Annotated in this window: 17 protein-coding genes, 1 tRNA gene and 1 pseudogene; 4 read left to right on the forward strand and 15 right to left on the reverse strand. The window is 35.5% G+C overall.

Annotation, left to right across the window (positions count from 1 at the left end; translation table 11 throughout):
* Positions 1 to 8: 8 nt before the first annotated feature.
* Positions 9 to 1,211, reverse strand: coding sequence for a type IX secretion system outer membrane channel protein PorV (porV, locus tag NHF50_RS04705; RefSeq protein WP_109568578.1), 1,203 nt, complete (start codon positions 1,209 to 1,211; stop codon positions 9 to 11).
* Between the two features lie 38 nt (positions 1,212 to 1,249).
* A complete protein-coding gene (gene porU / locus NHF50_RS04710; RefSeq protein WP_308219302.1) occupies positions 1,250 to 5,059 on the reverse strand; it encodes a type IX secretion system sortase PorU in 3,810 nt (1,269 codons plus the stop codon).
* Positions 5,060 to 5,328: 269 nt separating this feature from the next.
* Here porU and gldJ point away from each other — a divergent pair, with 269 nt between their 5' ends.
* From gldJ to NHF50_RS04725, 3 genes are all read left to right on the forward strand, one after another.
* Complete coding sequence (gldJ, locus tag NHF50_RS04715; protein ID WP_109568580.1) at positions 5,329 to 7,032, forward strand: gliding motility lipoprotein GldJ; 1,704 nt, start codon at positions 5,329 to 5,331, stop codon at positions 7,030 to 7,032.
* A 63-nt stretch (positions 7,033 to 7,095) separates the two neighbouring features.
* The gene (gene murF, locus NHF50_RS04720) at positions 7,096 to 8,379 is read left to right on the forward strand and encodes a UDP-N-acetylmuramoyl-tripeptide--D-alanyl-D-alanine ligase (protein WP_252775218.1); all 1,284 of its coding nucleotides are present in this window, start codon (positions 7,096 to 7,098) and stop codon (positions 8,377 to 8,379) included.
* Positions 8,380 to 8,396: 17 nt separating this feature from the next.
* Entirely contained in the window at positions 8,397 to 10,391 is a 1,995-nt protein-coding gene (locus NHF50_RS04725; protein ID WP_252775219.1) for a transglycosylase domain-containing protein, read from the forward strand.
* A 60-nt stretch (positions 10,392 to 10,451) separates the two neighbouring features.
* On the opposite strand, the gene NHF50_RS04730 is transcribed toward NHF50_RS04725, so the two are convergent.
* The 3 genes from NHF50_RS04730 to NHF50_RS04740 form a co-directional block, all read right to left on the reverse strand.
* On the reverse strand, positions 10,452 to 11,486 hold the full coding sequence (locus NHF50_RS04730; RefSeq protein WP_252775220.1) for an NADP(H)-dependent aldo-keto reductase: 1,035 nt from the start codon (positions 11,484 to 11,486) through the stop codon (positions 10,452 to 10,454).
* 102 nt (positions 11,487 to 11,588) lie between these two features.
* Positions 11,589 to 12,554, reverse strand: coding sequence for an OmpA family protein (locus NHF50_RS04735; protein ID WP_252775221.1), 966 nt, complete (start codon positions 12,552 to 12,554; stop codon positions 11,589 to 11,591).
* A gap of 28 nt (positions 12,555 to 12,582) precedes the next feature.
* Positions 12,583 to 13,344 (reverse strand): exodeoxyribonuclease III, encoded by a 762-nt coding sequence (locus NHF50_RS04740; protein WP_109568583.1) that lies wholly within the window; start codon positions 13,342 to 13,344, stop codon positions 12,583 to 12,585.
* 234 nt (positions 13,345 to 13,578) lie between these two features.
* Here NHF50_RS04740 and NHF50_RS04745 point away from each other — a divergent pair, with 234 nt between their 5' ends.
* Complete coding sequence (locus NHF50_RS04745; RefSeq protein ID WP_252775222.1) at positions 13,579 to 15,372, forward strand: lysophospholipid acyltransferase family protein; 1,794 nt, start codon at positions 13,579 to 13,581, stop codon at positions 15,370 to 15,372.
* Between the two features lie 53 nt (positions 15,373 to 15,425).
* Here NHF50_RS04745 and NHF50_RS04750 read toward each other — a convergent pair whose 3' ends face one another.
* From NHF50_RS04750 to NHF50_RS04795, 10 genes and pseudogenes are all read right to left on the reverse strand, one after another.
* A complete protein-coding gene (locus NHF50_RS04750; protein ID WP_109568585.1) occupies positions 15,426 to 15,689 on the reverse strand; it encodes a TM2 domain-containing protein in 264 nt (87 codons plus the stop codon).
* 450 nt (positions 15,690 to 16,139) lie between these two features.
* Positions 16,140 to 17,084 (reverse strand): annotated as a pseudogene (locus tag NHF50_RS04755) (2-hydroxyacid dehydrogenase); the annotation flags it as partial.
* A gap of 107 nt (positions 17,085 to 17,191) precedes the next feature.
* Positions 17,192 to 17,266: transfer RNA gene (locus NHF50_RS04760), tRNA-Val, on the reverse strand.
* A 95-nt stretch (positions 17,267 to 17,361) separates the two neighbouring features.
* Positions 17,362 to 18,576 (reverse strand): folylpolyglutamate synthase/dihydrofolate synthase family protein, encoded by a 1,215-nt coding sequence (locus NHF50_RS04765; protein ID WP_252775223.1) that lies wholly within the window; start codon positions 18,574 to 18,576, stop codon positions 17,362 to 17,364.
* A gap of 184 nt (positions 18,577 to 18,760) precedes the next feature.
* On the reverse strand, positions 18,761 to 19,564 hold the full coding sequence (locus NHF50_RS04770) for an energy transducer TonB (protein WP_252775224.1): 804 nt from the start codon (positions 19,562 to 19,564) through the stop codon (positions 18,761 to 18,763).
* A 35-nt stretch (positions 19,565 to 19,599) separates the two neighbouring features.
* Positions 19,600 to 20,001 carry a biopolymer transporter ExbD gene (locus NHF50_RS04775; protein ID WP_109568588.1) on the reverse strand — a complete coding sequence of 134 codons (402 nt, stop codon included), beginning with the start codon at positions 19,999 to 20,001 and terminating at the stop codon, positions 19,600 to 19,602.
* Between the two features lie 24 nt (positions 20,002 to 20,025).
* The gene (locus NHF50_RS04780) at positions 20,026 to 20,733 is read right to left on the reverse strand and encodes a MotA/TolQ/ExbB proton channel family protein (protein ID WP_109568589.1); all 708 of its coding nucleotides are present in this window, start codon (positions 20,731 to 20,733) and stop codon (positions 20,026 to 20,028) included.
* A gap of 43 nt (positions 20,734 to 20,776) precedes the next feature.
* On the reverse strand, positions 20,777 to 22,144 hold the full coding sequence (gene nhaD, locus NHF50_RS04785) for a sodium:proton antiporter NhaD (protein WP_109568590.1): 1,368 nt from the start codon (positions 22,142 to 22,144) through the stop codon (positions 20,777 to 20,779).
* Between the two features lie 10 nt (positions 22,145 to 22,154).
* A complete protein-coding gene (locus tag NHF50_RS04790) occupies positions 22,155 to 23,381 on the reverse strand; it encodes a Glu/Leu/Phe/Val dehydrogenase dimerization domain-containing protein (protein WP_252775225.1) in 1,227 nt (408 codons plus the stop codon).
* A gap of 101 nt (positions 23,382 to 23,482) precedes the next feature.
* Positions 23,483 to 24,550, reverse strand: a complete 1,068-nt coding sequence (locus NHF50_RS04795; RefSeq protein WP_252775226.1) for an anhydro-N-acetylmuramic acid kinase — start codon at positions 24,548 to 24,550, stop codon at positions 23,483 to 23,485.
* Positions 24,551 to 24,613: the final 63 nt, after the last annotated feature.

The raw sequence follows: 24,613 nt of genomic DNA on the forward strand, positions 1-24,613 counted from the left end.
TCTTATTATTATAATTCATCGTACGAATCACCGAAATTGAAAGTTAACGAAAATCTCAAAGTATTCTCCAGAGGGTTTCTAACTTTCGATGCTGAAAACAAGTACGACACATCAATTTTAACTATATTATATTTGAAGCCTGCTCCTAAAGTAAAATACTTTCTGGCTCCTTTTTGTTCGCTTTCGTGAAAATAACCGGTTCTCAAAGCAAATGAATCCTGATACCAATATTCAGCACCCAAAGCCCAGGTAACCTCTCTCAACTCTTCTGAAAAACCACCCGGTGCATCTCCGAAAGACTTAGCAATTCCACTTACCCAACCTTGCGAACGATAATCAGCCACCGCTTGTTGGTAAGCCGCATTAGCATCAGCTATCTCAGAAGCATCAATAGTACCGTCTTCATTCGAATCAACCGGTTCTACATCTGCCGGAGGTGTAGGCACTAATAACTTTGTAATTTCTCCTGTTACACTCACTTTATTGTAATCGTCAAAGATAAAATCAAAACCAGCTCCTAAACGCATATTTGCCGGTAAAAAATTGGCGTTTTCGTCGAGATTATCGTTGTTATAATTGATTTTCGGACCCATATTCTGGAAATTAAAACCAGCTCTCCATCTACCGTTGAAATCATTATATGCAACCTCTTCTGACTGATAATATCCTGCAATATCTACCGCAAAACTTGATGCCGGAGACGAATCAGTTCCCGCATCCGCAATTTTCAGATTTGAACGAATGTAACGACCTGCTACCGACATGGAAAAACGATCACTTAGCTTCAAGGAATAAGACCCGTCTAAAGCAAATTCATTAGGGCTCACTGTATTTAAAGCCTCTCCATTGCTATTTGTAAGCTGTATATCTCCCAAACCGAAATAACGAAGCGATCCTGCAAAAGCACTCTGCTCATTAATTCTATTGTAATATGTTAACTGTCCTAACGAAATATCATTGGCAATACTACTCAAGTATGGTGTATAACTCAATGAAAACCCTTGCTTTTGCAAAGAGAAAGCATATTTTGCGGGGTTATATTGCTGTGAATAAGCATCAGCAGAAGTTGCTACACCCATGTCTCCCATACCTGCTGATCGGGCATCAGCTGCAATTAACAAAAAGGGGACACCTGTTGTGATAACACGTTCCTGCGCCTGGACTATATGTGTTGCTATGAATAAAGTTAATAATACTGCAATTTTTTTCATTATAACAATTTATTAAGGTTGACAAATATACTATTTTATTATAGGATTACAAGTTTCTCATATTTTTCCTTTTTCACTCCGGTAGTTGTTGATTTTACTGTGAGCTTATAAACATAGACTCCTTTTCCTATCTTATCTCCGAAATCATCTCTCCCGTCCCAAGTAATATCTCTACATAAAAAACCGTCAGTTACCACTTGCTGATTAATCGTTTTTACCAACTTTCCGGTAATTGTTAAAATTTGCACCTGAACATCCAAAGGTTCAAACGGCATGTTATGAGTGAACCAGAACTCTGTATAACTCACAAACGGATTCGGATAGTTCAGCACTCTTTGTATTTGCAATCCGTCATTTGAACAAACTGCATTAAACTGAATCTCCATGGTAATTAAATTATTGTACACATCCCAAGCTTTAAAAAGAATGGTATGCAGACCGGACTCCAGGTCTCGAAACGGAAAACGTACTTTCCCTTTGGTAAAATCATCTAATTCAGTTTCGTAGTAATCATTCAAAATATACGGATTTTCTTCATCTCCGTCTAAGATCGCCACAATATCGTGACCTATACCGCTAGCTGTATTAATACCATGTTCATCTTCAAGGTAGGCAATTAAAACCGGTGAACAGTTTGTTATTTCTCCGGAGACAAAGCTTTCATCATTCATATAGAGAGCAACGGTCGGCGGAGTTGTATCTGCACCTGCATTTTCATTTACTCCTCCAACTTGAATTGACAGATCATAACCTGTTTCATCCCGAAGAGCAGGTGATTCACTTTTAGCATAAAAACTAATTTTACCATTTCCCAAAGGGATTCTTATATCCTGCGGAACAACAAAACTAATTTCAAATTTGCCATTTACCACAGAAGCATTCCCTCTAAAGATCGTTTCTCCTAAAGTAGTAAAGTCCATTATTATCAAACCATTACTATCTGTAGTTCCGTCATTACCCAAAGTACTTCTATCAATATCTTTATCAAAGATCTGTATTGCTACATCTCCGTTATAATCAGCAATCAGGGCATTATTCAAATCAACCACTTCTCCCTCTACTTTCATCAAATCCAAAGCCCTGAACGGCGGCAAAGCCTGTGCAACAGGAATATCATTTACTTCAGTTAAGACCACTCTTGGTTTAGGAATTGCCAATTGTAATGCCGGATCTCCCACACAAAAAACTACTCGCCTGTTAGAAGACCCCGTCTGAAGTTTTGTCAACCGCAAAGCCTCCCCTATTGTAGGATAATCATAAGAGCCATAAGCATATAATTCTTCATTAAAGATATTATTCATTATCAATCCGGTGGTCACCCCAATTTGCCTTGTCGTTGCGATCAATGCTATCGCTCCTCCTTCTGAATTCCAGAACATATACTCTCCTCCTGTAGGTTTCCCCGGATCATCAAAACGAGTAAACTCACAGGTTATTGTTATAAACAAAGGAAATCTATATTCGTTCTTCAAATTTTGAGCGTCTAACTTTTCAAACAAACGTTCCCTTGCCAAATACTCCTCATTTCCATGTCCGTAATAATTAAAAACCAAGGCTCCCACATCAAAAGCATTTAAAAAATCCTCTTTAGCATCAGGATAACGCTCTCCTCCGGCAGCCACTTCCTGAATATATGCGTCTGTATGGATCTTTTTCACATTTACGAATGGTTTTTCTGCCACCAGATCATCTGCTAATTGATCCAAGTCAAACTGTAAACCTGCATCTGTCTGATCATCCGCATCATCCGAATAGATCACATAATTATTTCGCCAGCGACCATAAGAATCTATACGGTAATACTTTATAAGCTTAGTAACCATTTCCTGAGCTTGAGCAACACTTGAAACAAGCATTCTTCCCACTGCTATATCAATTCCATCATATCCTGATAACATTTGCCCTTCTCCGTTATCCATCAATCCATAAAAATCATCAGACATAAACGAACTGTACAAAGAAAAATTAGAACTGTTATTTACCTCAGAGGTATTCGGATTAAAACCATGAAAAACCGGAACAATATTGTTATTATTACTAATTCTATCTTTATAATCATAAGATGCATCCCCGAATAAATTCACATATTTAACCCTATTTGCAGCCGATGAAGCATTATCATATACATAACGTATAAAATTCCGGATCGCACCGATATCTTGTTTTCCCGAACCAAACTCTTGATAAATATGTTCAAGTCGAACAACCTTTACTACCAACCCAGAATTGGAACGATGAAAATTTGCCAAAGTTTCTGCCTGAACAGCTAAAAAACCGGGAGTTATAATCAAGTAGTCAATATCCTCAAAAACACCTTGTGAATTCTTAAAGACATCTCCTTTAAGATTCTGATTATTTACAGTGCTGTTTGTCTCTTTTAAAGGTGAATAAAAATCAGCTCCGACCACCGCAATATATTTTTTTTCATTACCAAGATTTACTTTAAATGAAAAACTATTTTGACCATTATTCGTATACGATTCCACATTAAAGATATCCGTCACATCCCAAACTTGAGATACTCCGGAAGCATTAGCCAAGACATACGCCCCAACCCCTATATTAGAAGATTCATCTTCATTAAAAAATGAAAATTGCTGCCCATATCCCTGCAATCCACAAACTCCTTTTATTCTTATATAATCTAAAAAGCCATCAGAAGAAGGAACTCCACCATTATTATATGTTAAATTAATTGCAATAGCGGAAGAAGAACTATTAAACGAGCCGTTGAACACATTTTCATACCCTTGAATTCCACTACCGGACTGCAAAGACAAAAAGCCTACATTACCTAAACTTTGTCCATTAGCTTTAACTTCAAAAGACGAACTCCCATAAGATTGTGAAGCCAGATTTATTTTAAGCTCTAAAGGTTCTGTTGTGACCAAATTAGGAAAATTAAAGTCAAATGTCTGGCTATTTGTCAGTTTAAAATCCTCGCCAAACCATCTTCTTCCTATTTTCCCAGGGTTGACCAGATCTTTTTCATATATCTTAGTATTATGAAATGTCGTAAACTGCATTGTAGGCGTTCCTGACGGTTCAACTGCTTGCTGGATTCTTTTTCCGGTTCCACCACTACTTGTTACATAGTAATAAGATTTATCAGCATAAAGATTTACACTAGTGAGACTTTCATCATTCCATACATCAACTCCTTCGGCATAAAATAAAATGTAATCATTATCATTAAAAACTCCATCATTTTCACCAACGAACTGAATAGCATTTTCTTCCAGGTCAGCCAGATAATCTGATGCGTTTTGCAACGGGATCATTCTTCCTCCGTTTCCAAAAATCTTAATATTATGAGGGTCTACATTAGTATCAAACCCTAAACTCTGTAAAAAACTTTTATCAATTCGATAGACCCCTGATTTCTCAACATAAAACCTATACCAATTGCCAGTGGCAAGCACAGAGTTAGACATCTGAACTGCAGAATAATTCAAAGCTCTTTCAGAAGAAGTTGATAATGTGTAAGTAAAACTGATTGATTTTACCCTTTTATATTGTCCGTTTTCTTTAAATACAGGAGAAAAAGTAAACACTCCCTTAAAAGCATCACGAACAGACGAACTTTCAAGTTTTGCATTTACAGTTAGAGGCAGTTTTGTTTTATCCAGATCAGCCAACTCATTCTCCGACACATTCTCTACAACTAAAGAATTAATAATCAAAGAATTACCATTCACCCTTCCTCCGACATCAAAAACCGTAACCGAAGAAATGGTTTTATCAGTTAAGGATAAGCTAAATGATTTGTCTTTGAAAACCGGATATTTAAATACATACTCATTATTTGTATAAGTATGATAGCCATCCCAATCTAAATTTACCGTCAAATTACTTTGCGATCTAACGGTTAAAACAAAAAAAACGAATAAAAAAGCTATTTTTTTCATCAAGTGTACAACGTAAATTACCCTTATATATTACAAAGAGAAAAAAATATTTTATTTTAAACTAACAATTACAATAAAATTTAAGATAAAGCGTTATGCTTATTATAGTTTTAACAAAATTTTAATTTTTTTAGTTTTTTTTCAAAAACGTGTTGCATTTTAATACATAATTATTATCTTGCGTCACTAAAATTATTACCTACTAAAGTATGAAAATTAAGAGTATGAAGACTTTAAAATTGCTAGTTGCATTGTCAATAGCTTTAGGTTTGGCTAGCTGTAGTAAAAACTCTGGTACAAAGGGTGGCTCTAGAGCTACAGGTTGGAAGATTAATGACAAAAACGGCGGATTTCAGTACAACACTAAGTACAAAAAACAAGAAACTCCTCCAGGAATGGTTCCGGTAGAAGGTGGTACATTTACTATGGGTAAAGTGGAAGACGACCCTATGCATGACTGGAACAATACTCCGTCTCAACAACATGTTCAGTCTTTCTTCATGGATGAAACTGAGGTAACTAATTTAATGTATACAGAATACTTATTCTGGTTAAAAACAGTTTTCCCTCCGGCAGAAGAAAATTACAAAAACATTTATTCAGGCGCTTTACCTGATACTTTAGTATGGAGAAACCGTTTAGGTTACAACGAAACCATGACTAACAACTACTTAAGACACCCGGCTTATGCTGAGTACCCTGTTGTAGGTGTTAATTGGATCCAAGCTGTGGAATTCAGCAAATGGAGAACGGATCGTGTAAACGAGAACATTTTAGAACAAAACGGTTATTTGAAAAAAGACGCTAAAATCAAAGACGTTTCTGCAGAATCTACTTTCAGCACTGAAACTTATTTAGCTGCTCCGACCAAAGCTTTCGGAGGTAATGAAGATATCGTATTGAAAAAAGAAATGAACGGAGGTAGAAAACAAGTTGCAGACACTGCAAAAAATGTTTATGCTCAAAGAAGTTCAGGACTTATATTACCTGAATACAGACTTCCAACAGAAGCCGAGTGGGAATATGCTGCAATTGCACTTGTAGGCAACAGAGAATACAACCTTTACAAAGGACAAAAGAAATATCCTTGGAGCGGTCAATATACTCGTTCAGGAAAAAGACAATACAGAGGTGACCAATTGGCTAACTTCAAACAAGGTAAAGGTGATTACGGCGGAGTTGCAGGTTGGTCTGATGACGGTGCCGATATCACAAATAAAGTAAAAAGCTATCCTCCTAATGATTTTGGTTTATATGATATGGCCGGAAACGTTGCAGAATGGGTTGCTGATGTCTACAGACCTACAGTTGATGATGAAGCAAATGACTTCAACTACTACAGAGGTAATGTGTACATGAAAAACAAAATCGGTGAAGACGGAACTACTGAAGTAGTAACAACAGACGAAATTACCTATGATACTTTAAGTAACGGTAAAATCATTGCCAGAAACTTACCGGGACAAATTGCTCAAGTTCCTGTTGATGATAATGAAACTTATTTAAGAACTCAATTCTCTACTTCTGACAACAGAAACTACAGAGACGGTGATAGAGCTTCAACAAGATATTTTGACTTCGGAGTATCTGAAGACGAAGAAAGCGAAGGCGATGACAAATACAGAATGTATGAATCCCCTAAACACGAAATCCAAGTAGACAGCGCTGGTACAATGATTAAAAAGTACGACAAAACTAACATGATGGAAGGAAAACGTACGACTTTAGTTGATGACAACGTAAGAGTTTACAAAGGTGGTTCTTGGAGAGACAGAGCATATTGGTTAGACCCTGCTTCAAGAAGATATTTCCCTCAGGATATGGCAACTGACTACATCGGTTTCAGATGTGCAATGTCTAAAGTTGGACCAAAATCTAACAAAAAAACACCTAGAGGAAATCCTAAATTTTAATTTTCATATACTTTATACAAAAGCCCTTTCAAATGAAAGGGCTTTTTTAGTTATATTCGCTTTATGAAAATAGAAGAAATCCACCAAATATTCCTTACTACTGACGGGGTAAGCACCGATACTCGCTCTATTAAAAAAAACACGCTTTTTATCGCTTTAAAGGGAGAAAATTTTGATGCCAATTCTTTTGCTACAGAAGCCCTAAAAAATGGTGCTTCTTACGTTATTATAGACAACAAAGAGTACTACATAGACCAAAGAACTATTCTTGTTGAAAATAGTCTGAAAACGCTTCAAGAATTAGCAAAATTTCATCGGTTTTATTTAGACACTAAAATTATAGGACTTACCGGTAGCAACGGAAAGACTACAACTAAAGAATTATTCAACGCAGTATTGTCTAAAAAATTCAATACTATAGCTACCATAGGAAATCTGAACAATCACATAGGTGTTCCTTTAACATTGCTTCGCCTGACAAAAAAAACTGAAATAGGAATAATAGAAATGGGTGCAAACCATCAAAAAGAAATTGAATTTCTATGTTCTATAGCGCAACCGGATTTAGGCTATATCACAAATTTCGGAAAGGCACATTTAGAAGGATTTGGCGGAGTTGAAGGTGTCATCAAAGGGAAAAGTGAACTTTTCGATTATTTAAAAGCCAATCAAAAGATTGCTCTAATCAATTTGGATGACAGCATTCAGGAAGAAAAAAGCAAAACACTCAACAATTTTACTTTTTCAAATCAGTTAACTCACGCAAATGTCTTTTTTGAAGCCATTGAAGCCGATCCATTTGCTAAAGTCACGTTTAACGACACCATAATCCAATCTAATCTGATTGGTATCTATAACGCTACAAATATTTGTGCTGCAATTGCAATTGGAACATATTTTAACATTTCTACTTCAGAAATTAAAGAAGCTATCGAAACCTATACACCTGACAATAATCGCTCGCAGATCATTGAAAAAAATAGTAACAAGATTGTTTTAGACGCTTACAATGCTAATCCAAGTAGCATGCAGGCCGCTCTGACTAATTTTTTTCAACTGGAAGAAAACAATAAGACAGCTATCTTAGGGGATATGTTTGAATTGGGGTCTGAAAGTTTTGAAGAACACCAAAAAATCATAAACTTCTGCAAAGAACAGCAAAACATTCATTTTTTCTTTGTGGGTGAAGAATTCTTTAAGCATAAAATCAATTCTGAACACTTTTATTTTTTTAAAGGTTTTGAAGACTTATCTCAATATTTACAGAAGCTTTCTTTTTCAAACCAACTTCTTTTGATAAAAGGTTCCAGAGGAATGAAATTAGAACGAGTTTTAGATTTTATTTAGCCTCAATAGTCCCACTTATGAAATTCAAAATGAAATGGTACAGAAGATTGATTCTTTTAAACAGAAGAAGATCAATTCTCATCACTTTTGTAGTATTAGTAACATTATACTTGTTCATCCTTTCATTTCGAAATACTTTTTTAGAACAAGCCATCCAAAAAGCCAAACTGAAACTAAAAAGGGATTATGATTGCGAATTAACCGTAAAAGAAGCTCGCTTTTCAGGTTTTACGGAAGTTGAACTTCAAGAGATTGCGCTGGTTCCAATTCAAAAAGACACACTTTTCACAACAAGCTCTTTAAAAATAAAAATTAACTTTCTCCCCTTATTAAAAGGAGCTATACAAGTTCATTCCCTTACACTTGAAAACACTTCTTTAGCCTTACTAAAAAACAAAAAAGGAACTAACTACGAAGCTTTTCTAAAAAAAAGAGATGAGGACTCAGATGCAAAACACGAAAAGATAGACTATGCCGATCTGGTAGAACGAATCACATCCTCTCTTCTCAATTTTCTTCCGGAGAATATGAAAGCTCACAATCTCAAGTTTAAAGTTCAGGAAAATCGAAATTTTGTACAGGCAACAATTCCTGAAATTCAATTCACAAACCAAACTTTCAATTTCGAGACTCATATAAAAACTGAAAATTCAGAACAGCATTGGATCTTAAATGGCAAAGCCAATACCAGAAAAAGAAAGGCTACAATCCAACTTTCAGCAAAAAATGATTCCATCATCAAAATTCCGTTCATCAAAGAAAAATTCGGGTTAAAAACAGAATTCAGAAAGGCAATTTTCGAGATTTATAAAATGGAATTACACCGCAATGTCTTTCACATAGAGGGCAAGACTTCTATAGAAAACTTATTGGTCCATCACAAAAAAATTGCTCCGAAAGATATTACTATCTCAAACTCTTCTGTTTCGTACCACACCTTGATTGAAGAACGATCCGTTACAATTGACAGTAGTTCCGTAGTTGAAGTTGAGAAGATAAAGATCAACCCGTATCTGAAAATACAAAAAGAACAAGACACGACAATTACAGCATCAATTACTATTCCCAAAATAAAAGCACAGGACTTTATCAATTCGCTTCCGAGAGGATTGTTTTCACAGATAGAAGATCTACAAATTGAAGGGAATTTTGACTACCACTTCCTATTTGCTTATACAACTTCAAAACCGGATGACATTTTATTTGAAAGCACGTTGACTAATGATAAACTGAAAGTTACTCGCTTTGGCAATGCCGATTTACTAAAATTGAATAGCGATTTCACCTATCAGCCCATCGAAAATGGCATTCCTCAACAAAAAATATTCATTAGCCCAAATGATCCTAACTTCATTCCGCTACATGAAATTTCTCCCTATTTACAAAAAAGTGTTATCACATCTGAAGATCCGTTCTTCTTTCAGCATAAAGGATTTGAGCCGGATGCTTTTAAACAATCCATACTAAAGAATATTCACACAAAACAATTTTCAAGAGGTGCCAGTACGATCAGCATGCAATTGGTCAAAAATATTTTCTTGACCAAAGAAAAAACCATCACGAGAAAATTAGAGGAAGTCATTTTAGTTTATCTCTTAGAAAACAATACCAATGTCAAAAAAGAACGAATATTAGAAATCTATTTTAATATTATTGAATGGGGACCCGGTGTATATGGCGTTCAGGAGGCTTCACAATTTTACTTTGACAAATCAGCTAAAGATCTTAGTTTAGAAGAATCTTTATTTCTCACTTCGATTGTTCCCAAACCTAAAAAATTCATCTGGCAATTTGATGCTTACGGAAATCTAAAAAAACAAGTTTCTGACAGAAATAAATTTATAGAGAGCGTAATGCTAAAAAGAGGTTTGATTACACCAAATGACACATTGATTAAACCTTCTTTTTCAATAAAAGGTCCGGCTAAAAAGTACCTGAAAATTGCTATTCAGGATAGCATAATTCCTGACAGTATTTCTACGGATCTGCTTATTTTAGATCTCCCGCAATAAAAAAGAGGAAAATCACTTTTACAATAATTCTCCTCTTCTTTTCTGTTTTCAGAAATAAATTTAAGGCGCAGGATTCGGAATTAAATCCTGAACAGCATTAATTTCAGCAATAATTTCTTCATTCAACACAATATCAAAAGCGCTCCTATTCTCTTTTAATTGTTCCATAGTTGTTGCTCCGATAATAGTTGATGTTACAAATGCTTGTTCTTTCACAAAAGCAATAGCCATTTGAGCCAAAGACAGCTTGTGTTTTTGAGCGATTTCCTGATACATTGCAGTTGCTTTGTAGCAATTGTCATTTGTATAGCGAGTAAATTGCGGAAACAGACCTATTCGTGATTTCGAATCAACGCCGTTTAAGTGTTTTCCGGATAAAAAGCCGAAACCTAACGGCGAATACGCTAATAAACCAACTTCTTCACGAAGTGCTATCTCTGAAAGTCCGACTTCAAACAAACGATTTAGCAATGAATATGGATTTTGAATTGTAGCAATTCTAGGCAAACCGTGTTTTTCACTTTCCATCAAATAACGCATTACCCCCCAAGGATTTTCATTAGAAACCCCTATATGGCGAATTTTCCCTTCTTTAATCAAACCGTCAAAAGTAGTTAAAACATCTAAAACACTATCTTCCCATTGGTGATCAATATCAGAAACTCCACGTTTTCCGAACATATTCATCACACGCTCCGGCCAGTGCATTTGGTAAAGATCGATGTAATCGGTTTGTAAATTCTTCAAACTGTTTTCAACCGCTTCATGAATACTTTTTTTCGAAAAAGACAATGGCTGACGAATGTATTCCATCCCTCGATTAGGCCCGGCTATTTTAGTAGCAATAACCAACTGATCTCTTTTCCCTGTTTTTTTCAACCAAGAACCGATATAGCGTTCTGTACTTCCCAAAGTTTCTTTTCGGGCTGCTATAGGATACATTTCGGCCGTATCAATAAAGTTAACCCCTTGATCGGTAATATAACTTAATTGTTCGTGTGCTTCTTGTTCCGTATTTTGTTCTCCAAAGGTCATTGTCCCCATACAAACTGTACTCACTTTGATGTCTGTTCTAGGCAGATTTATATATTTCATTTCAATTTTTATTAAGATTTGTCCAAATTTACGAACTTTCAAAAACAAAAAAGGTCTAAACACAAATCGTTTTAGACCTTTTTAACGAAGACTTAAGAAATCTTAGATCTCGTTCATCAGTTTTGATATTTCATCTAACTTCGGAGTCAAAATAATTTCAATACGTCTGTTTTTAGCTTTTCCTTCAACAGTTTCATTAGATGCTAAAGGAGCATATTCTCCTCTACCAGCAGCCGTAAGGTTCTTTTTATCTATACCTTTATTTTCCGAAAGGATATTTACTATAGCAGTTGCTCTTTTAGTTGACAGATCCCAGTTGTTCTCTACTCCACCGCCAATGGTTCCGAGAATCTTATCATTGTCCGTGTGACCTTCAATTAAAACCGAAATATCCGGGTTTTGTGCTAAAACTTCTCCTAATGCTTTTACTGCTCTTCTACCTTCTGTTCCAACGGTCCAGCTTCCTGATTCAAACAGTAATTTATTTTCCATCGAAACGTATACTTTTCCGTTTCTGTGCTCAACTGTCAAACCTTTTCCTTCGAAAGCATTCAATGCTTTTGACAAAGATTCTTTCAATTTAGCCATAGCTGCTTCTTTTTCAGCCATCATCTTTTCTAACTCCGCTAAACGATTTGAAGAAGCTTCCAAATCTGATTTTAGTTTATCTAAACGCTCCTGTTCTGCATTTAATGCTTTTTCTTTGGCTTCAAGTTCGGCTAACAATTCTCTGTTCTTCTTCATATTGCTTTCCAAAGCATCATTGCTGTTCTTCTCTAATGCCGAATAAGATGATTTTAAATTATCCAGATTCTTTTTGGTCGCCGCATAATCTGATGCCAACTTATCACGTTCTGCTTTTACTTTATCCAATTCGGATTGTAAAGCAGTTTTTTCAAGATCCAGTTTGTTGTTATTTGATTTAAGATCTTCATTCTCATCAGCCAGAGCATTGCGCTCTTTCTTTAGATTAGCGTATTTACTTTCAAGATCCTGGTAGATTTTTTTGGATACGCACGAAGTAGTTAAACTTAAAACTACTGCGGCTAAGATCATTTTTCTTATCATATTACTAAATTTTATACTCCTGTGATTTTTATTCAATTTCAACTAATACCGGACAATGGTCAGAATGATGAGCTTCCGGTAAGATCAATGCTCTTTTTAATTTATCCTTTAACGGATCTGTTGCCAGACAATAATCGATTCTCCAGCCTTTATTATTAACCCTGGCTTTAGCTCTGTAACTCCACCAACTATAATTGTGCGGTTCTTTATTAAAGAAGCGAAAAGTGTCAATAAAACCACTTTTCATGAAAGCATCCAGCCAAGCTCTCTCTTCCGGCAAAAACCCGGAAACTTTAGCATTCCGAACCGGATCATGTATGTCAATTGCTTCGTGACAAATATTATAATCTCCACAGATTACCAGGTTGGGAATCTCTTTCTTTAATTTATCGACATACAATTGAAAATCGTCCATATATTGGAACTTGTGATCCAGACGATCGATATTAGTTCCGGAAGGCAAATACAGGCTCATAACAGAAATATCACCAAAATCAGCTCGTAAATTTCTGCCTTCATCATCCATATAATCAATCCCAGTACCATAAACAACGTTATCAGGTTTTGTTTTACTTAAAATAGCAACACCACTATAACCTTTCTTTTTGGCTGAAAAATAATATTGGTAAGGATAACCGGCAAGTTCAATATCAAATTTAGGCACCTGATCTTCAGTAGCCTTTATTTCCTGCAAACAAATCACATCCGGACTCGCCTGCTGCAACCACTCTAAAAAGCCTTTGTTTATAGCTGCTCTTATCCCGTTAACATTATAGGAAATGATCTTCATTTTTCTTTAGTTTTCGTTCAAACCTACATAAAAATTCAGACTTAACGAAAATTTTAAAGGACATTTTTACATCTAATCTGAAAGCAAAATTATAACATTTTAAGCATAAAACACAATGCCTTAAAAATCAACACAGTAACAATTTTTGTGAAATATATTTTAGGCTCTGTCAAGCAAAAACTTAAAATATTAAGGAGAATTGCTATCTTTGTTTTTCGTTCAAACAACAATTAAATGGGATTAGTTACAGCCAAAGAAGTAGCCAAAGCGATTAATGCTGATAAATATGGTTTTTTAGGTACATTTTCAGGATGGTTACTGATGAAGGTCCTTAAAATTTCTACTCTCAATAAAATCTATGACCGCAATAAGCATTTAAAAGACCTTGAATTTTTGAATGCTATTTTAAATGAGTTTCAAATTAAATTTGAAATTCCGGAAGAAGACTTTAAACGACTACCGAAAGACGGAGCTTATATAACGATTTCAAACCACCCTTTGGGCGGAATTGACGGGATCTTGCTTTTAAAACTCATGCTGGAAAAAGAGCCTGATTTTAAAATCATTGCTAATTTTCTATTGCATAGAATTGAGCCCATGAAGCCTTATATAATGCCTGTAAATCCTTTTGAAAATCATAAAGATGCCAAATCGAGTGTTGCAGGAATAAAGGAAACCTTACGTCATTTGTCTGAAGGAAAACCTTTGGGGATGTTTCCGGCAGGCGAAGTTTCTACTTATAAAGATGGCAAACTTGTCGTTGACAAACCCTGGGAAGAAAGCGCAATCAAAATTATCAAAAAAGCGAATGTCCCAGTGGTTCCTATCTATTTTCACGCTAAAAACAGTAAACTTTTTTACTTTTTAGCGAACCTGAATGATACCCTTAGAACAGCCAAGTTACCTAGCGAACTGTTGACTCAGAAAAACAGAATCATAAAAGTCCGTATCGGTAAACCCATAACAGTTGCTGAGCAAAATGAACACGAATCTATTGAAGATTACGGTGATTTTTTAAGAAGAAAAACATACATGCTTTCCAATGTTTTTGAAAGCGATCAAAAATTAATCAATACACCTTCATTAAAAATTCAAAAAACGCCTAAACAAATTGCTAAGCCGGCTAATCAAGAGCAGATTTTAGAGGAAATAGCATTTTTAAAAGGTGCTGATTACCGTTTGTTACAAAGTAAAAATTACGAAGTATTTTTAGTTACTGCCGATAAGATCCCGAACATCTTACATGAAATAGGTCGTTTACGCGAGATCACCTTTAGGGAAGTTGGCGAAGGAACGAACGAATCTATAGACTTAGACCAATACGACAAATACTACCACCACATGTTTTTGTGGGATGATGAAACGCAACAAATTGCCGGTGCTTACCGAATGGGATTAGGAACTGACATTTATACCAAATACGGAATTGACGGGTTCTATCTTCACGAACTATTCCGTTTTGAACCGGAATTGTATGACATGATGAGTAAGTCTATCGAAATGGGACGTGCTTTCATTTGTAAAGAATACCAGCAAAAACCAATGCCTTTATTTTTGTTGTGGAAAGGAATCGTTCATACTACCCTGCGATTCCCGGAACACAAATATTTAATAGGTGGTGTTAGTATCAGCAATCAGTTTTCTGATTTCTCAAAATCGTTGATGATTGAATTCATGAAATCGCATTACTATGATCCTTATATTGCACAATATGTAAGACCTAAAAAGGAATACAAGGTAAAATTAAAAGATGCCGATAAGGATTTTGTATTTAATGAAACAGAATCAGATCTAAATAAATTTGACAAGATCATCGATGAAGTTGAACCGGGAAATTTACGTTTGCCAGTATTGATAAAAAAATACATTAAACAAAATGCTCGTGTAGTTGCTTTTAATGTAGATCCATTGTTCAACAATTCTGTTGATGGTTTAATGTATATAAAAATCTCTGATTTACCGGAAAGTACAGTTAAACCGGTTATGGAAGAATTCCAAGCTGAATTAGAACGAAAAGAAAAAGGATAAAAAGAGAATCTTATATAAAATAAAAAAGTCTGCAAATTGCAGACTTTTTTATTTTAGAACCAAGGCCTTTTTCCTACCTGATATGTTTGATAAAATTCTTCGTCTGATTTCGTAAGGTATATAATCCCTTCTATAAAAGGAATAATTCCTAAAATACCACAACTTACAAAAGAAATGATAAGTTGGATAATCCCTTCTTTAGTATACCCTAAAATGAATTTATGAATTCCTAAACTTCCGATTAGGATTGCACAGATCCCAGCAACTAATTTTTTATTTTCCTGCTGAGGCTGATTCGTTTCATTAAATGTTTCCATAATTTGTTTTAGTTTTATTACAATGCTAAAATAGTTTTTTTATTTTAATTTATCATCTTTTGGCTCCCAAAGTTCAATTTTGTTTCCTTCCGGATCTAAGATCCAGGCAAACTTCCCATAATCGTATTCTTCCGTTTGTCCAACTTGAGAAATCCCTGCTTGATCCAATTGCAATAATAAAAACTCCAAATTATCAACTCTCAGGTTAATCATAAAATCTTTTTCAGACGGATCAAAATATTTCGTTTCATCATCAAAAGGACTCCATTGGGTTAAACAATCTTCTCCTTTATCATTCTTCCACCAAAAGGTACTCCCGTATTGATCACTTAAGAAACCAAGATGTTTTGCATACCAATCTTTTAAATCTTTCGGATTCTTACTTTTAAAGAAAAAACCGCCGATTCCTGTCACTTTCTTAAGCTGAACCTCGACATCTTCTTTCAAGCCATAAAATAGCTTAATTTTATCTACAATAGTTTGTGCTAACTTTTCGTGACTTTCAAAGGTCCAACCGGCAATATGTGGTGTCAACAAAACGTTTTCAGCTTCTAATAGGCACTGAAATGCTTTCGGTTTTTCTTCTTCAAATAATGTTTCGAATGAAAGTTTTTCGTATTCCAGCACATCCAATCCTGCTCCTAAAATTTTTTGGTTTTGCAGAGCTTCCACCAAGTCCTCCGTCACTACACTTTTACCACGTGCTGTATTAATCAGCCAAAATGGTTTTGCAAAACCCTCAATAAAAGCTTTATTCACCATTTTATCTGTTAAAGGTGTCCACGGCGTATGCAAACTGACAATATCTGCTTTTTGTTGAAATTCTTCAAACAAAACCTGCTTTGCATTAGCATCTCCTACACCTTCTAAAATATCATAGCATAAAACCTCAACATCAAAACCTCTTAATTTCTTGGCAAACGATTTTCCCATATTACCATAGCCAATAATTCCGACCGTTTTTCCGTCTAATTCATGTCCTCGGTTAGCCTCTCGATTCCAATGTCCTGATTTTACTTCATTATTTGCTTTATTCAGATTATTGAACAAAGATAACAACATCCCTAAAGCATGTTCCCCCACCGCATTCCTATTCCCTTCAGGAGCAGCAATTAAATGGATTCCTTTGGCTTCTGCATAATCAATGTCTATACTTTCCAGACCAGCCCCGACACGAGCAATAAACTTAAGATTCCTGGCTCTATCTAAAAAAGTTTTATCGATTTTAAATCGACTGCGAATAACAATTCCGTGATAATTTTCAATCTTAGCTTCTATTTCTTCTTTAGATGAAGTATAATCGGCTTCATTTTGAAAACCCAATGCTTCTAATTGATTCCATAATATAGGGTTATTAGAATCGATGTGTAGTATTTTAATATCTTTAGTTTCCAATCTTATCTTGTTTAATAAATATGTATAACAAAGATATTGAAAACTTATAATGATAAAGGAAGGTTTTAGAAACAAAAAATCCCGCTAAATGCGGGATTTAAATCTTGTGGGCGATGAGGGATTCGAACCCCCGACCCCCTCGGTGTAAACGAGGTGCTCTGAACCAGCTGAGCTAATCGCCCTTTCGGTGCTTTACCTTACTGTTGTTATCAGTTCTGTATTGCGAGTGCAAATATACACTCATTATTTATATTTACAAGTCTTTTTTGTAAAAAAATTATAAAATTTCTGCAACTACAAATGTGCTTCCGCCTACAAAAATCATATCTTTCTCATTTGCAAGCGCTAATGCTTTTTCATAGCCTTCTGCAACAGAATTAAATTTTTCACCTTTAAGTCCTATTTTATTCGCTTCTAGCTTTAATTCTTCGGCATCGAGCCCTCTTTCGATATTCGGGCAAACAAAATAATAGTGCGCATCAACTGGAAATAAAGGCAAGATCTCATTCAGATCTTTGTCTTTTACAAAACCTAGGACAATATGTAATTTTTTATAGGTCTGTTCTTTGATTTGATCTATTACATAACGAAGCCCATCAACATTATGCGCAACATCACAAACCACCAAAGGTTTTTTATGTAATTCCTGCCATCTTCCCTGCAATCCGGTATTATGAATAACATGCTTCAATCCATTCACAATATCTTGTTTCGCTATTGTAAAATATTTTTGCAAGATCGAAATTGCCGTTAAAACCGTTCTGATATTTTTTTCCTGATAATTTCCTTTTAAATCAGAATCGTAATGAGGAAAATGCTTATCCTGTGCGTAATGAAGTTCAGCTAATTTTTCTTCGGCTCTTTGTTCAAAGATCGGTTTTGTTTCCGAAGTATATTCACCAATAACTACAGGGATGCGACTTTTAATTATTCCGGCTTTCTCATAAGCGATCTGTGCTAATGTATCTCCTAAATATTGCTTATGATCCATTCCTATATTGGTAATAATTGCCAATAACGGATCTATATGATTCGTTGAATCTAACCTTCCTCCTAAACCGGCTTCAATTATTGCTACATCTACTTTTTCATGTGCAAAGTAATCAAAAGCCAAAGCAGTGGTCATTTCAAAAAAACTAGGCTTGTATTGTTCAAAAAACTCCTTATTCTCAGCAACAAAATTAGTCACATAATCTTTACCGATCTTTTTCCCGTTTATTTTAATACGCTCTCTATAATCTTTTAAATGGGGCGACGTATAAAGTCCGACTTTAAAACCGGCTTCTTGAAAAATGGAGGCCAACATTGACGAAGTAGATCCTTTGCCGTTAGTTCCGGCTATATGAATTGACTTAAAATATTTTTGAGGACTATTGAGATGATTACAAAGTAAATGAATGCCTTTTAAATCTGCTTTATAGGCAGTAGCGCCTTTGCTTTGAAACATAGGCAACTGCTGGAATAACCATTCGGTAGTTTCTGTATAATTCATTTGGAGCGAAACTTTTAGGGTTAAAAAATCGTAATTACCAAAGTTACGTTTTTTCTTTGGGACTACAAAGTTACGGCAAGTTCTACTATAATTGTTCTCCTATTTTTGCTAAAAAGATATAGTCTAAACACAAAAGCCATCTTATAGTAACTATAAGATGACTTTTTAATTTATTTTCAGTTTACTATTCCCCTAATTTAAAGTTAATTACTACAAACCCTATTTGTGTCTCAGGTGCTTTGGCGTCAGGTTGCCATTTAAAACTTTTAGCCGTTTCTAAAGCAGGATTCACTAAGCAAGGATTGGTATTAGTAGTTCCTTGAGTTCGTTCGGCTTTTATAACCGTTCCGTTACGGTTTACCCAGACTTTCACTACAACTCTGCCTTCTTCATTACAATCCTGAACTTTTTTACTGTTCCCAGCTAATTTTCGTCCGGCTAATCCCCAACCCGTTCCGTTTCCGGAACCATTACCCGAACCGTTCCCATAAAAACTATTCGCATAAATACTTCCGTTCGGATCTCCTTTATCTCCCGGAAGTCCGTCATTTCCATGTCCTCCGGTTGTTTGCCCATCAGATTTAGGACCATTCAACAAAGCATCTAAAGCATTAGTAGCTTCTTTAGAAGGCTTAGGCGTTTCTACCTTTGGTTTTGGCGTTTCTTTCGGAGTTTCGGTTTTTGGTTTCGTATCATTTTTCGTCGGAATCACTGTGACCGGTGAATCTTCATCTTGGGTTAACACCTCATCATTCTGAGAAGTTACCGGTTGACTTACCGAAGGCTGAGGCGCGCTTTTTATCGGTTCTGTAGGTTGAATTTCTCCTTGCCCCACATCACTGGTTCCGAAATTGATAGCAATACCATTCTCAGGAGGTGGATCCATATAGGACAACCCTAAAAATGTAATCAACAGAAAAAGCATCACAAAAATTGCACTTGTGATGACAAAGGATTTTTTCTCTTCTTCTGTTTCTAAAAATTTCATTCTAATATACTTTAAAATCCGTTGAAAACTATAACTTATTTAGGATCTACTGCAGCAACCATTTTAATATGGTTCCGATTAGCAATATCCATCACATAAATAATATCCTCATAAGGAACCTTCTTTTCTGCTCTAAGAACAATAGCTCTGTTTTCTTCATTTTCAGCGGGAAGCATTTCCAATAGACGTCCTTCAATATCGTTTTTAGGCACTTCCGCTTTATCTATATAAAACTGTAAATCATTTGTAATGTTTACGGTAATACTTTTGTTGCTATCTGTCTTCCCTTTTCCTTTTGGCAACACCAAATCTAATGCATTGGTAGTCACCATAGTTGAAGTCAGCATGAAAAATATGAGTAGCAAGAACACAATATCAGTCATGGATGACATATTGAATTCTGTGGATACTTTATTTTTATTTTTTCCGATCTTCATGTGTCTTGATTTTGCTGCTTAATTTTATATCGGCTCATTTAACAGGTCTAAGAACTCAACTGCATTAGCCTCCATCTGATTCACTACTTTATTGGTACGAACCACTAAGTGATTGTACCCTATATAAGCCACAATCCCTACAATAAGTCCCACTACAGTAGTGGTCATAGCGGTATAAATACCTTCCGCTAAAGCGCCAACCTCAATTTGTCCGCCACCACTTGCCATTTTATGAAAAGCAAGAATCATACCTAAAACGGTTCCCAAGAAACCGATCATAGGTCCGGCTCCTGAAATTGTAGCTAACATACTGGTATTTTTCTCTAGCTTATACAGTTCCAGAGCGCCTGCATTCTCAATAGCTGTATTGATATCTTCAAGCGGTTTCCCGATTCGGGAAATTCCTTTTTCAATTAATCGCGCAACCGGAGAGTTCGTTTGGGCACATAGCATTTTGGCGGCATCAATTTTACCTGCCATAATATTACTCTTGATGTTGTTCATAAAATTCGAATCAATTTTACTTGCTTTATTAATTGCCATAAGGCGTTCAAAATACAGGTAAATTGCAAAAAACAACAGAATAAACAATACCAGCATAATGGCTTGTCCGCCAATACCTCCGTTTGTAATTAATTCCCAAATAGACAATGTTTTTTCTACCGGCTGTTGATCGTCGGTTAACATTTCATTTGCAACAGCTAAGCTATCTGCTTGAAGAAAAATACTCATACTTTTATTTTTTTATTCTAACGAAAATTAAAGCTAAAAATTGTTACGACACTGCATTTAGGATCAAATCTCTGATAATGAAGAATCCTATTGAACCTGCTAAAAATCCGACTAAGGCTAGCCAACCGATTTTTTTCAAGTACCAAACGAAATTAATTTTCTCCATACCCATAGCTACAACACCAGCTGCAGAACCTATAATCAACATACTTCCACCTGTACCCGCTGCATACGCAATAAAGTGCCAAGCCGGTTCATCCATTCCGATTTGGAACATACCAATACTTGCAGCCACTAACGGAACATTATCAATTACTGCCGAGCCGGCACCTAATAAAAGCACCACTAGATCTGAAATTTTAGTAGAATGATGCTCTGTTCCTAAATTCGGAACATTTGCTTCTAAAACTCCGGCAAAATCAAACAACATTCCAAGAGACTCTAAGGCTGCTACTGCCATCAAAATCCCTAAGAAAAATAAAATACTAGGCATCTCTATTTTTGATAGCGATCTATGAACCGGACTATGATGAACAGCTCCCTCTCCTGCAGTTGCATGCCCTAAACTAAATTTAGTATTGCTCAAATATTCTGCTAATGCAGCTACAACAGCTAAAGACAGCATCATTCCGACATAAGGAGGCAAATGAGTAATTGTTTTAAAAATAGGCACGAACAAAATTGCTCCTAATCCTAAATAGAACATTAAAGGGCCATATTTATTTTCAGTTTGTGTTTCTTCAACTTCGCTATCATCAACTACCTTTCCTTTAAAAATCTTCATTCTTGAAGCAATAAATGTTGGAACAACATAACATAAAATTGAAGGAATTAATACATGTTCAATCAAAGATGCAGCAGAAACTTTATTCGCGATCCAAAGCATTGTGGTTGTAACATCCCCTATAGGAGACCATGCTCCACCTGCATTTGCCGCAATAACAATTAAACCTGCAAACCACAAACGCAATTCTTTATCGTTTACAATTTTTTGTAAAATAGTGATTAATACAATAGTCGCCGTAAGATTATCAATAATAGCAGATAAAACAAATCCTAAAGTTGTAAACAACCAAAGTAGCCTTACTTTACTTTTAGTTTTAATAAACCCTTTTATGGTAGAAAAACCATCAAAATAGTCAACGATCTCTACAATAGTCATTGCCCCCATTAAAAAGAATAAGATTTCTGCAGTTTTTCCTAAATGGTGTAGCAATGTTCCTTCTAATTCATGTGGCTCTTTACCAACCCCGGGAATGATCTCAAAAACTTCCATGTGGTTTACAGCAATTAAGGCCCATAAAATAGCCATCATCCCCAAAGCGGGAATTAATTTATCTATCTTAAAAGTGTGTTCTAATGCAATTCCCAGATAACCCAGGACAAAAACTACTACTAATACTGTTTCCATTAAATTTTATTTATATTAATTGTTTTAAAGCAATTTCAAAAGCTCTGGCACTGATATTCTTTTTATCGGAACTAGCTTCATAGACTTTTTGAATTGCTGCTTTAATTGTATTCGATGTGTCAGCAAATATAGCTTCATCGGTCATTTGTACTTTGCGCTCCATAAAATAAGCAAAAACTCTTGCCATACCACAGTTTGCAATGAAATCCGGAATTAAACTCACTTTTGTATCCGTTTCTTCCATAATAGGACCGAAGAAAATTTCTTTATCCGCAAAAGGAACATTTGCTCCGCTTGAAATCACTTCTAAACCGGAAGCGATCATCTGGTCTACTTGCTCTTTAGTCACCAATCTTGATGCAGCACATGGTGCAAAAATTTGGGCTCCTGCCGACCAGATCTTAGTATTGATCTCTTCAAAAGAAATCATATTGTCTGCCACTAATTGGTTTCCGTTTTTACCTAAGAACATAGTCTTAATTTCTTCAAATGTAAAGCCTTCCTCTTTTAATACACCTCCATTTCTATCAATGATCCCGATAACTTTAGCCCCCATATCTGCTAAATAAAATGCAGCAGCAGAACCTACATTACCAAAACCTTGTACGATTGCTTTCTTTCCTTTCACATCTCCTCCGAAAACGGAATAATAGTGGCGAACAGCTTCAGCTACTCCATAACCGGTAATCATATCGGCTACTGTATATTTTCGGTTAACGTCCGGTGAAAAATTAGGATTCTCTAAAACTTTTATCACACCTTGACGCAATTGACCGATTCTGTTAATTTTATCAGCCTCTGTTGGTTTAAAATGCCCGTTAAAAACACCTTCTTGCGGATGCCAAACCCCACAATCTTCAGTCATAGGAATTACTTCATGGATCTCATCAACATTCAAATCACCTCCGGTTCCGTAATAATTCTTCAACAACGGGGACACTGCTTTATACCATCTTTTAAGCACTCCTTCTTTTCTCGGATCGTTCGGGTCAAAATTAATTCCTGACTTTGCTCCGCCGATAGCAGGTCCTGAAACTGTAAACTTTACTTCCATTGTTTTTGCTAACGAAAGCACTTCATTCATATCCAAACCTTTACGCATACGAGTACCCCCTCCGGCAGCTCCGCCACGTAATGAATTAATCACCGTCCAACCTTCCGCTTCTGTTTCCGGATCTTTCCAATTAAATATAATTTCTGGTTCTTTATTTTCGAATTTTGTTAATAATTCTTTCATTTTTATGGTTATGTTTTAAAGTTTGACAAATATAAGCAAAGAAAATTTGCTTTTCTGAAATCTGTCAATGATTTTTAAAACCCTTCATTTTTAAAAAATTCTTATTTCGGCAACCAGATTTTACCGGACGAATGGTCGTGCAAAGCCCCTGTTACTGAAGCCAAAACATTAACTTCATTTCTCAGCCTTAAAACCCCTAAAAGAGCAAAAAGCAAGGCCTCTTTAAACTGAACAAGACTATCCTCCGGAACAACCCACTTTACGTCAGGTTTATTTTTTTGCAAATTTCGTATTAAAAAAGAATTGTAAGCACCACCTCCTGTTACTAAAACGTTACTATTTTCTTTAACATTATCAGCGATTTGAAAAGCAATATGTTCTGTAAAAGTTTTAAGAACATCTTCAGCATTTATATCATAACTTTCAAGTAGCGGAAATACAAACTGATTTACAAACTCCTTCCCCAGTGACTTAGGATAAGATTGCTCATAAAATTCTAAAGCGTTCAATTCCTTTAGCAATTCTTTATTTAACGTCCCTTTTTGAGCAAGATTCCCTCTGTCATCATACGGAAAACCCAACTTTTCCGCATAAAAATTCAATACTGTATTTACCGGCGAAATGTCATACGCTATTCTCTTTCCGTTATCATCAAATGATATATTGGAAAAACCTCCTAAATTCAAACAGTAATCATAATCGGAAAACAGAATCTTATCTCCTATCGGTACTAAAGGTGCTCCTTGTCCCTTTAATTCTACATCTTGAACTCTGAAATCACAAACAACAGTTTGATTTAAAATTTCAGAAATAACCGGAAGATTTCCGATCTGAAGAGTAAATCCTTTATCAGGCTGATGCAAGATAGTATGTCCGTGAGAACATACTGCATCCAAATTTTGTATAGCATATTTATCTATAAACTTCCGTATATAATCTGCTAATAAAAACGTATATCTTTCGTTCAGACTATTCAGGTCTTCTTCAGAAAAATGAATCGCGTCAGTAAGTTCCTGAACCCATTCATCAGTGTATGAAAAAGTCTCTGCTTTTACAATCGAATAAGACCAAATCCCCTCTGTTTTAAACAGCTTAACATAAGCAATGTCAACTCCGTCAAGAGAAGTTCCGGACATAACTCCTAACACAAAATAACGATCCGCATGCATGGGCTAAAAATACAAATAGTTATTGAAAATATGGTATTTTATAATTACATTTGGGAACTTTAT

Origin of the sequence: Flavobacterium sp. NRK F10 (genome assembly GCF_024054235.1) — a bacterium.
Lineage (GTDB): Bacteria > Bacteroidota > Bacteroidia > Flavobacteriales > Flavobacteriaceae > Flavobacterium > Flavobacterium sediminis.

What these genes read in the sequence shown, in the direction of transcription:
- porV (WP_109568578.1), bottom strand. Translation starts at nt 1,211, where the DNA reads ATGAAAAAAATTGCAGTATTATTAACTTTATTCATAGCAACACATATA.
- gldJ (WP_109568580.1), top strand. Translation starts at nt 5,329, where the DNA reads ATGAAAATTAAGAGTATGAAGACTTTAAAATTGCTAGTTGCATTGTCA.
- murF (WP_252775218.1), top strand. Translation starts at nt 7,096, where the DNA reads ATGAAAATAGAAGAAATCCACCAAATATTCCTTACTACTGACGGGGTA.
- NHF50_RS04725 (WP_252775219.1), top strand. Translation starts at nt 8,397, where the DNA reads ATGAAATTCAAAATGAAATGGTACAGAAGATTGATTCTTTTAAACAGA.
- NHF50_RS04730 (WP_252775220.1), bottom strand. Translation starts at nt 11,486, where the DNA reads ATGAAATATATAAATCTGCCTAGAACAGACATCAAAGTGAGTACAGTT.
- NHF50_RS04735 (WP_252775221.1), bottom strand. Translation starts at nt 12,554, where the DNA reads ATGATAAGAAAAATGATCTTAGCCGCAGTAGTTTTAAGTTTAACTACT.
- NHF50_RS04740 (WP_109568583.1), bottom strand. Translation starts at nt 13,344, where the DNA reads ATGAAGATCATTTCCTATAATGTTAACGGGATAAGAGCAGCTATAAAC.
- NHF50_RS04745 (WP_252775222.1), top strand. Translation starts at nt 13,579, where the DNA reads ATGGGATTAGTTACAGCCAAAGAAGTAGCCAAAGCGATTAATGCTGAT.
- NHF50_RS04750 (WP_109568585.1), bottom strand. Translation starts at nt 15,689, where the DNA reads ATGGAAACATTTAATGAAACGAATCAGCCTCAGCAGGAAAATAAAAAA.
- NHF50_RS04765 (WP_252775223.1), bottom strand. Translation starts at nt 18,576, where the DNA reads ATGAATTATACAGAAACTACCGAATGGTTATTCCAGCAGTTGCCTATG.
- NHF50_RS04770 (WP_252775224.1), bottom strand. Translation starts at nt 19,564, where the DNA reads ATGAAATTTTTAGAAACAGAAGAAGAGAAAAAATCCTTTGTCATCACA.
- NHF50_RS04775 (WP_109568588.1), bottom strand. Translation starts at nt 20,001, where the DNA reads ATGAAGATCGGAAAAAATAAAAATAAAGTATCCACAGAATTCAATATG.
- NHF50_RS04780 (WP_109568589.1), bottom strand. Translation starts at nt 20,733, where the DNA reads ATGAGTATTTTTCTTCAAGCAGATAGCTTAGCTGTTGCAAATGAAATG.
- nhaD (WP_109568590.1), bottom strand. Translation starts at nt 22,144, where the DNA reads ATGGAAACAGTATTAGTAGTAGTTTTTGTCCTGGGTTATCTGGGAATT.
- NHF50_RS04790 (WP_252775225.1), bottom strand. Translation starts at nt 23,381, where the DNA reads ATGAAAGAATTATTAACAAAATTCGAAAATAAAGAACCAGAAATTATA.
- NHF50_RS04795 (WP_252775226.1), bottom strand. Translation starts at nt 24,550, where the DNA reads ATGCATGCGGATCGTTATTTTGTGTTAGGAGTTATGTCCGGAACTTCT.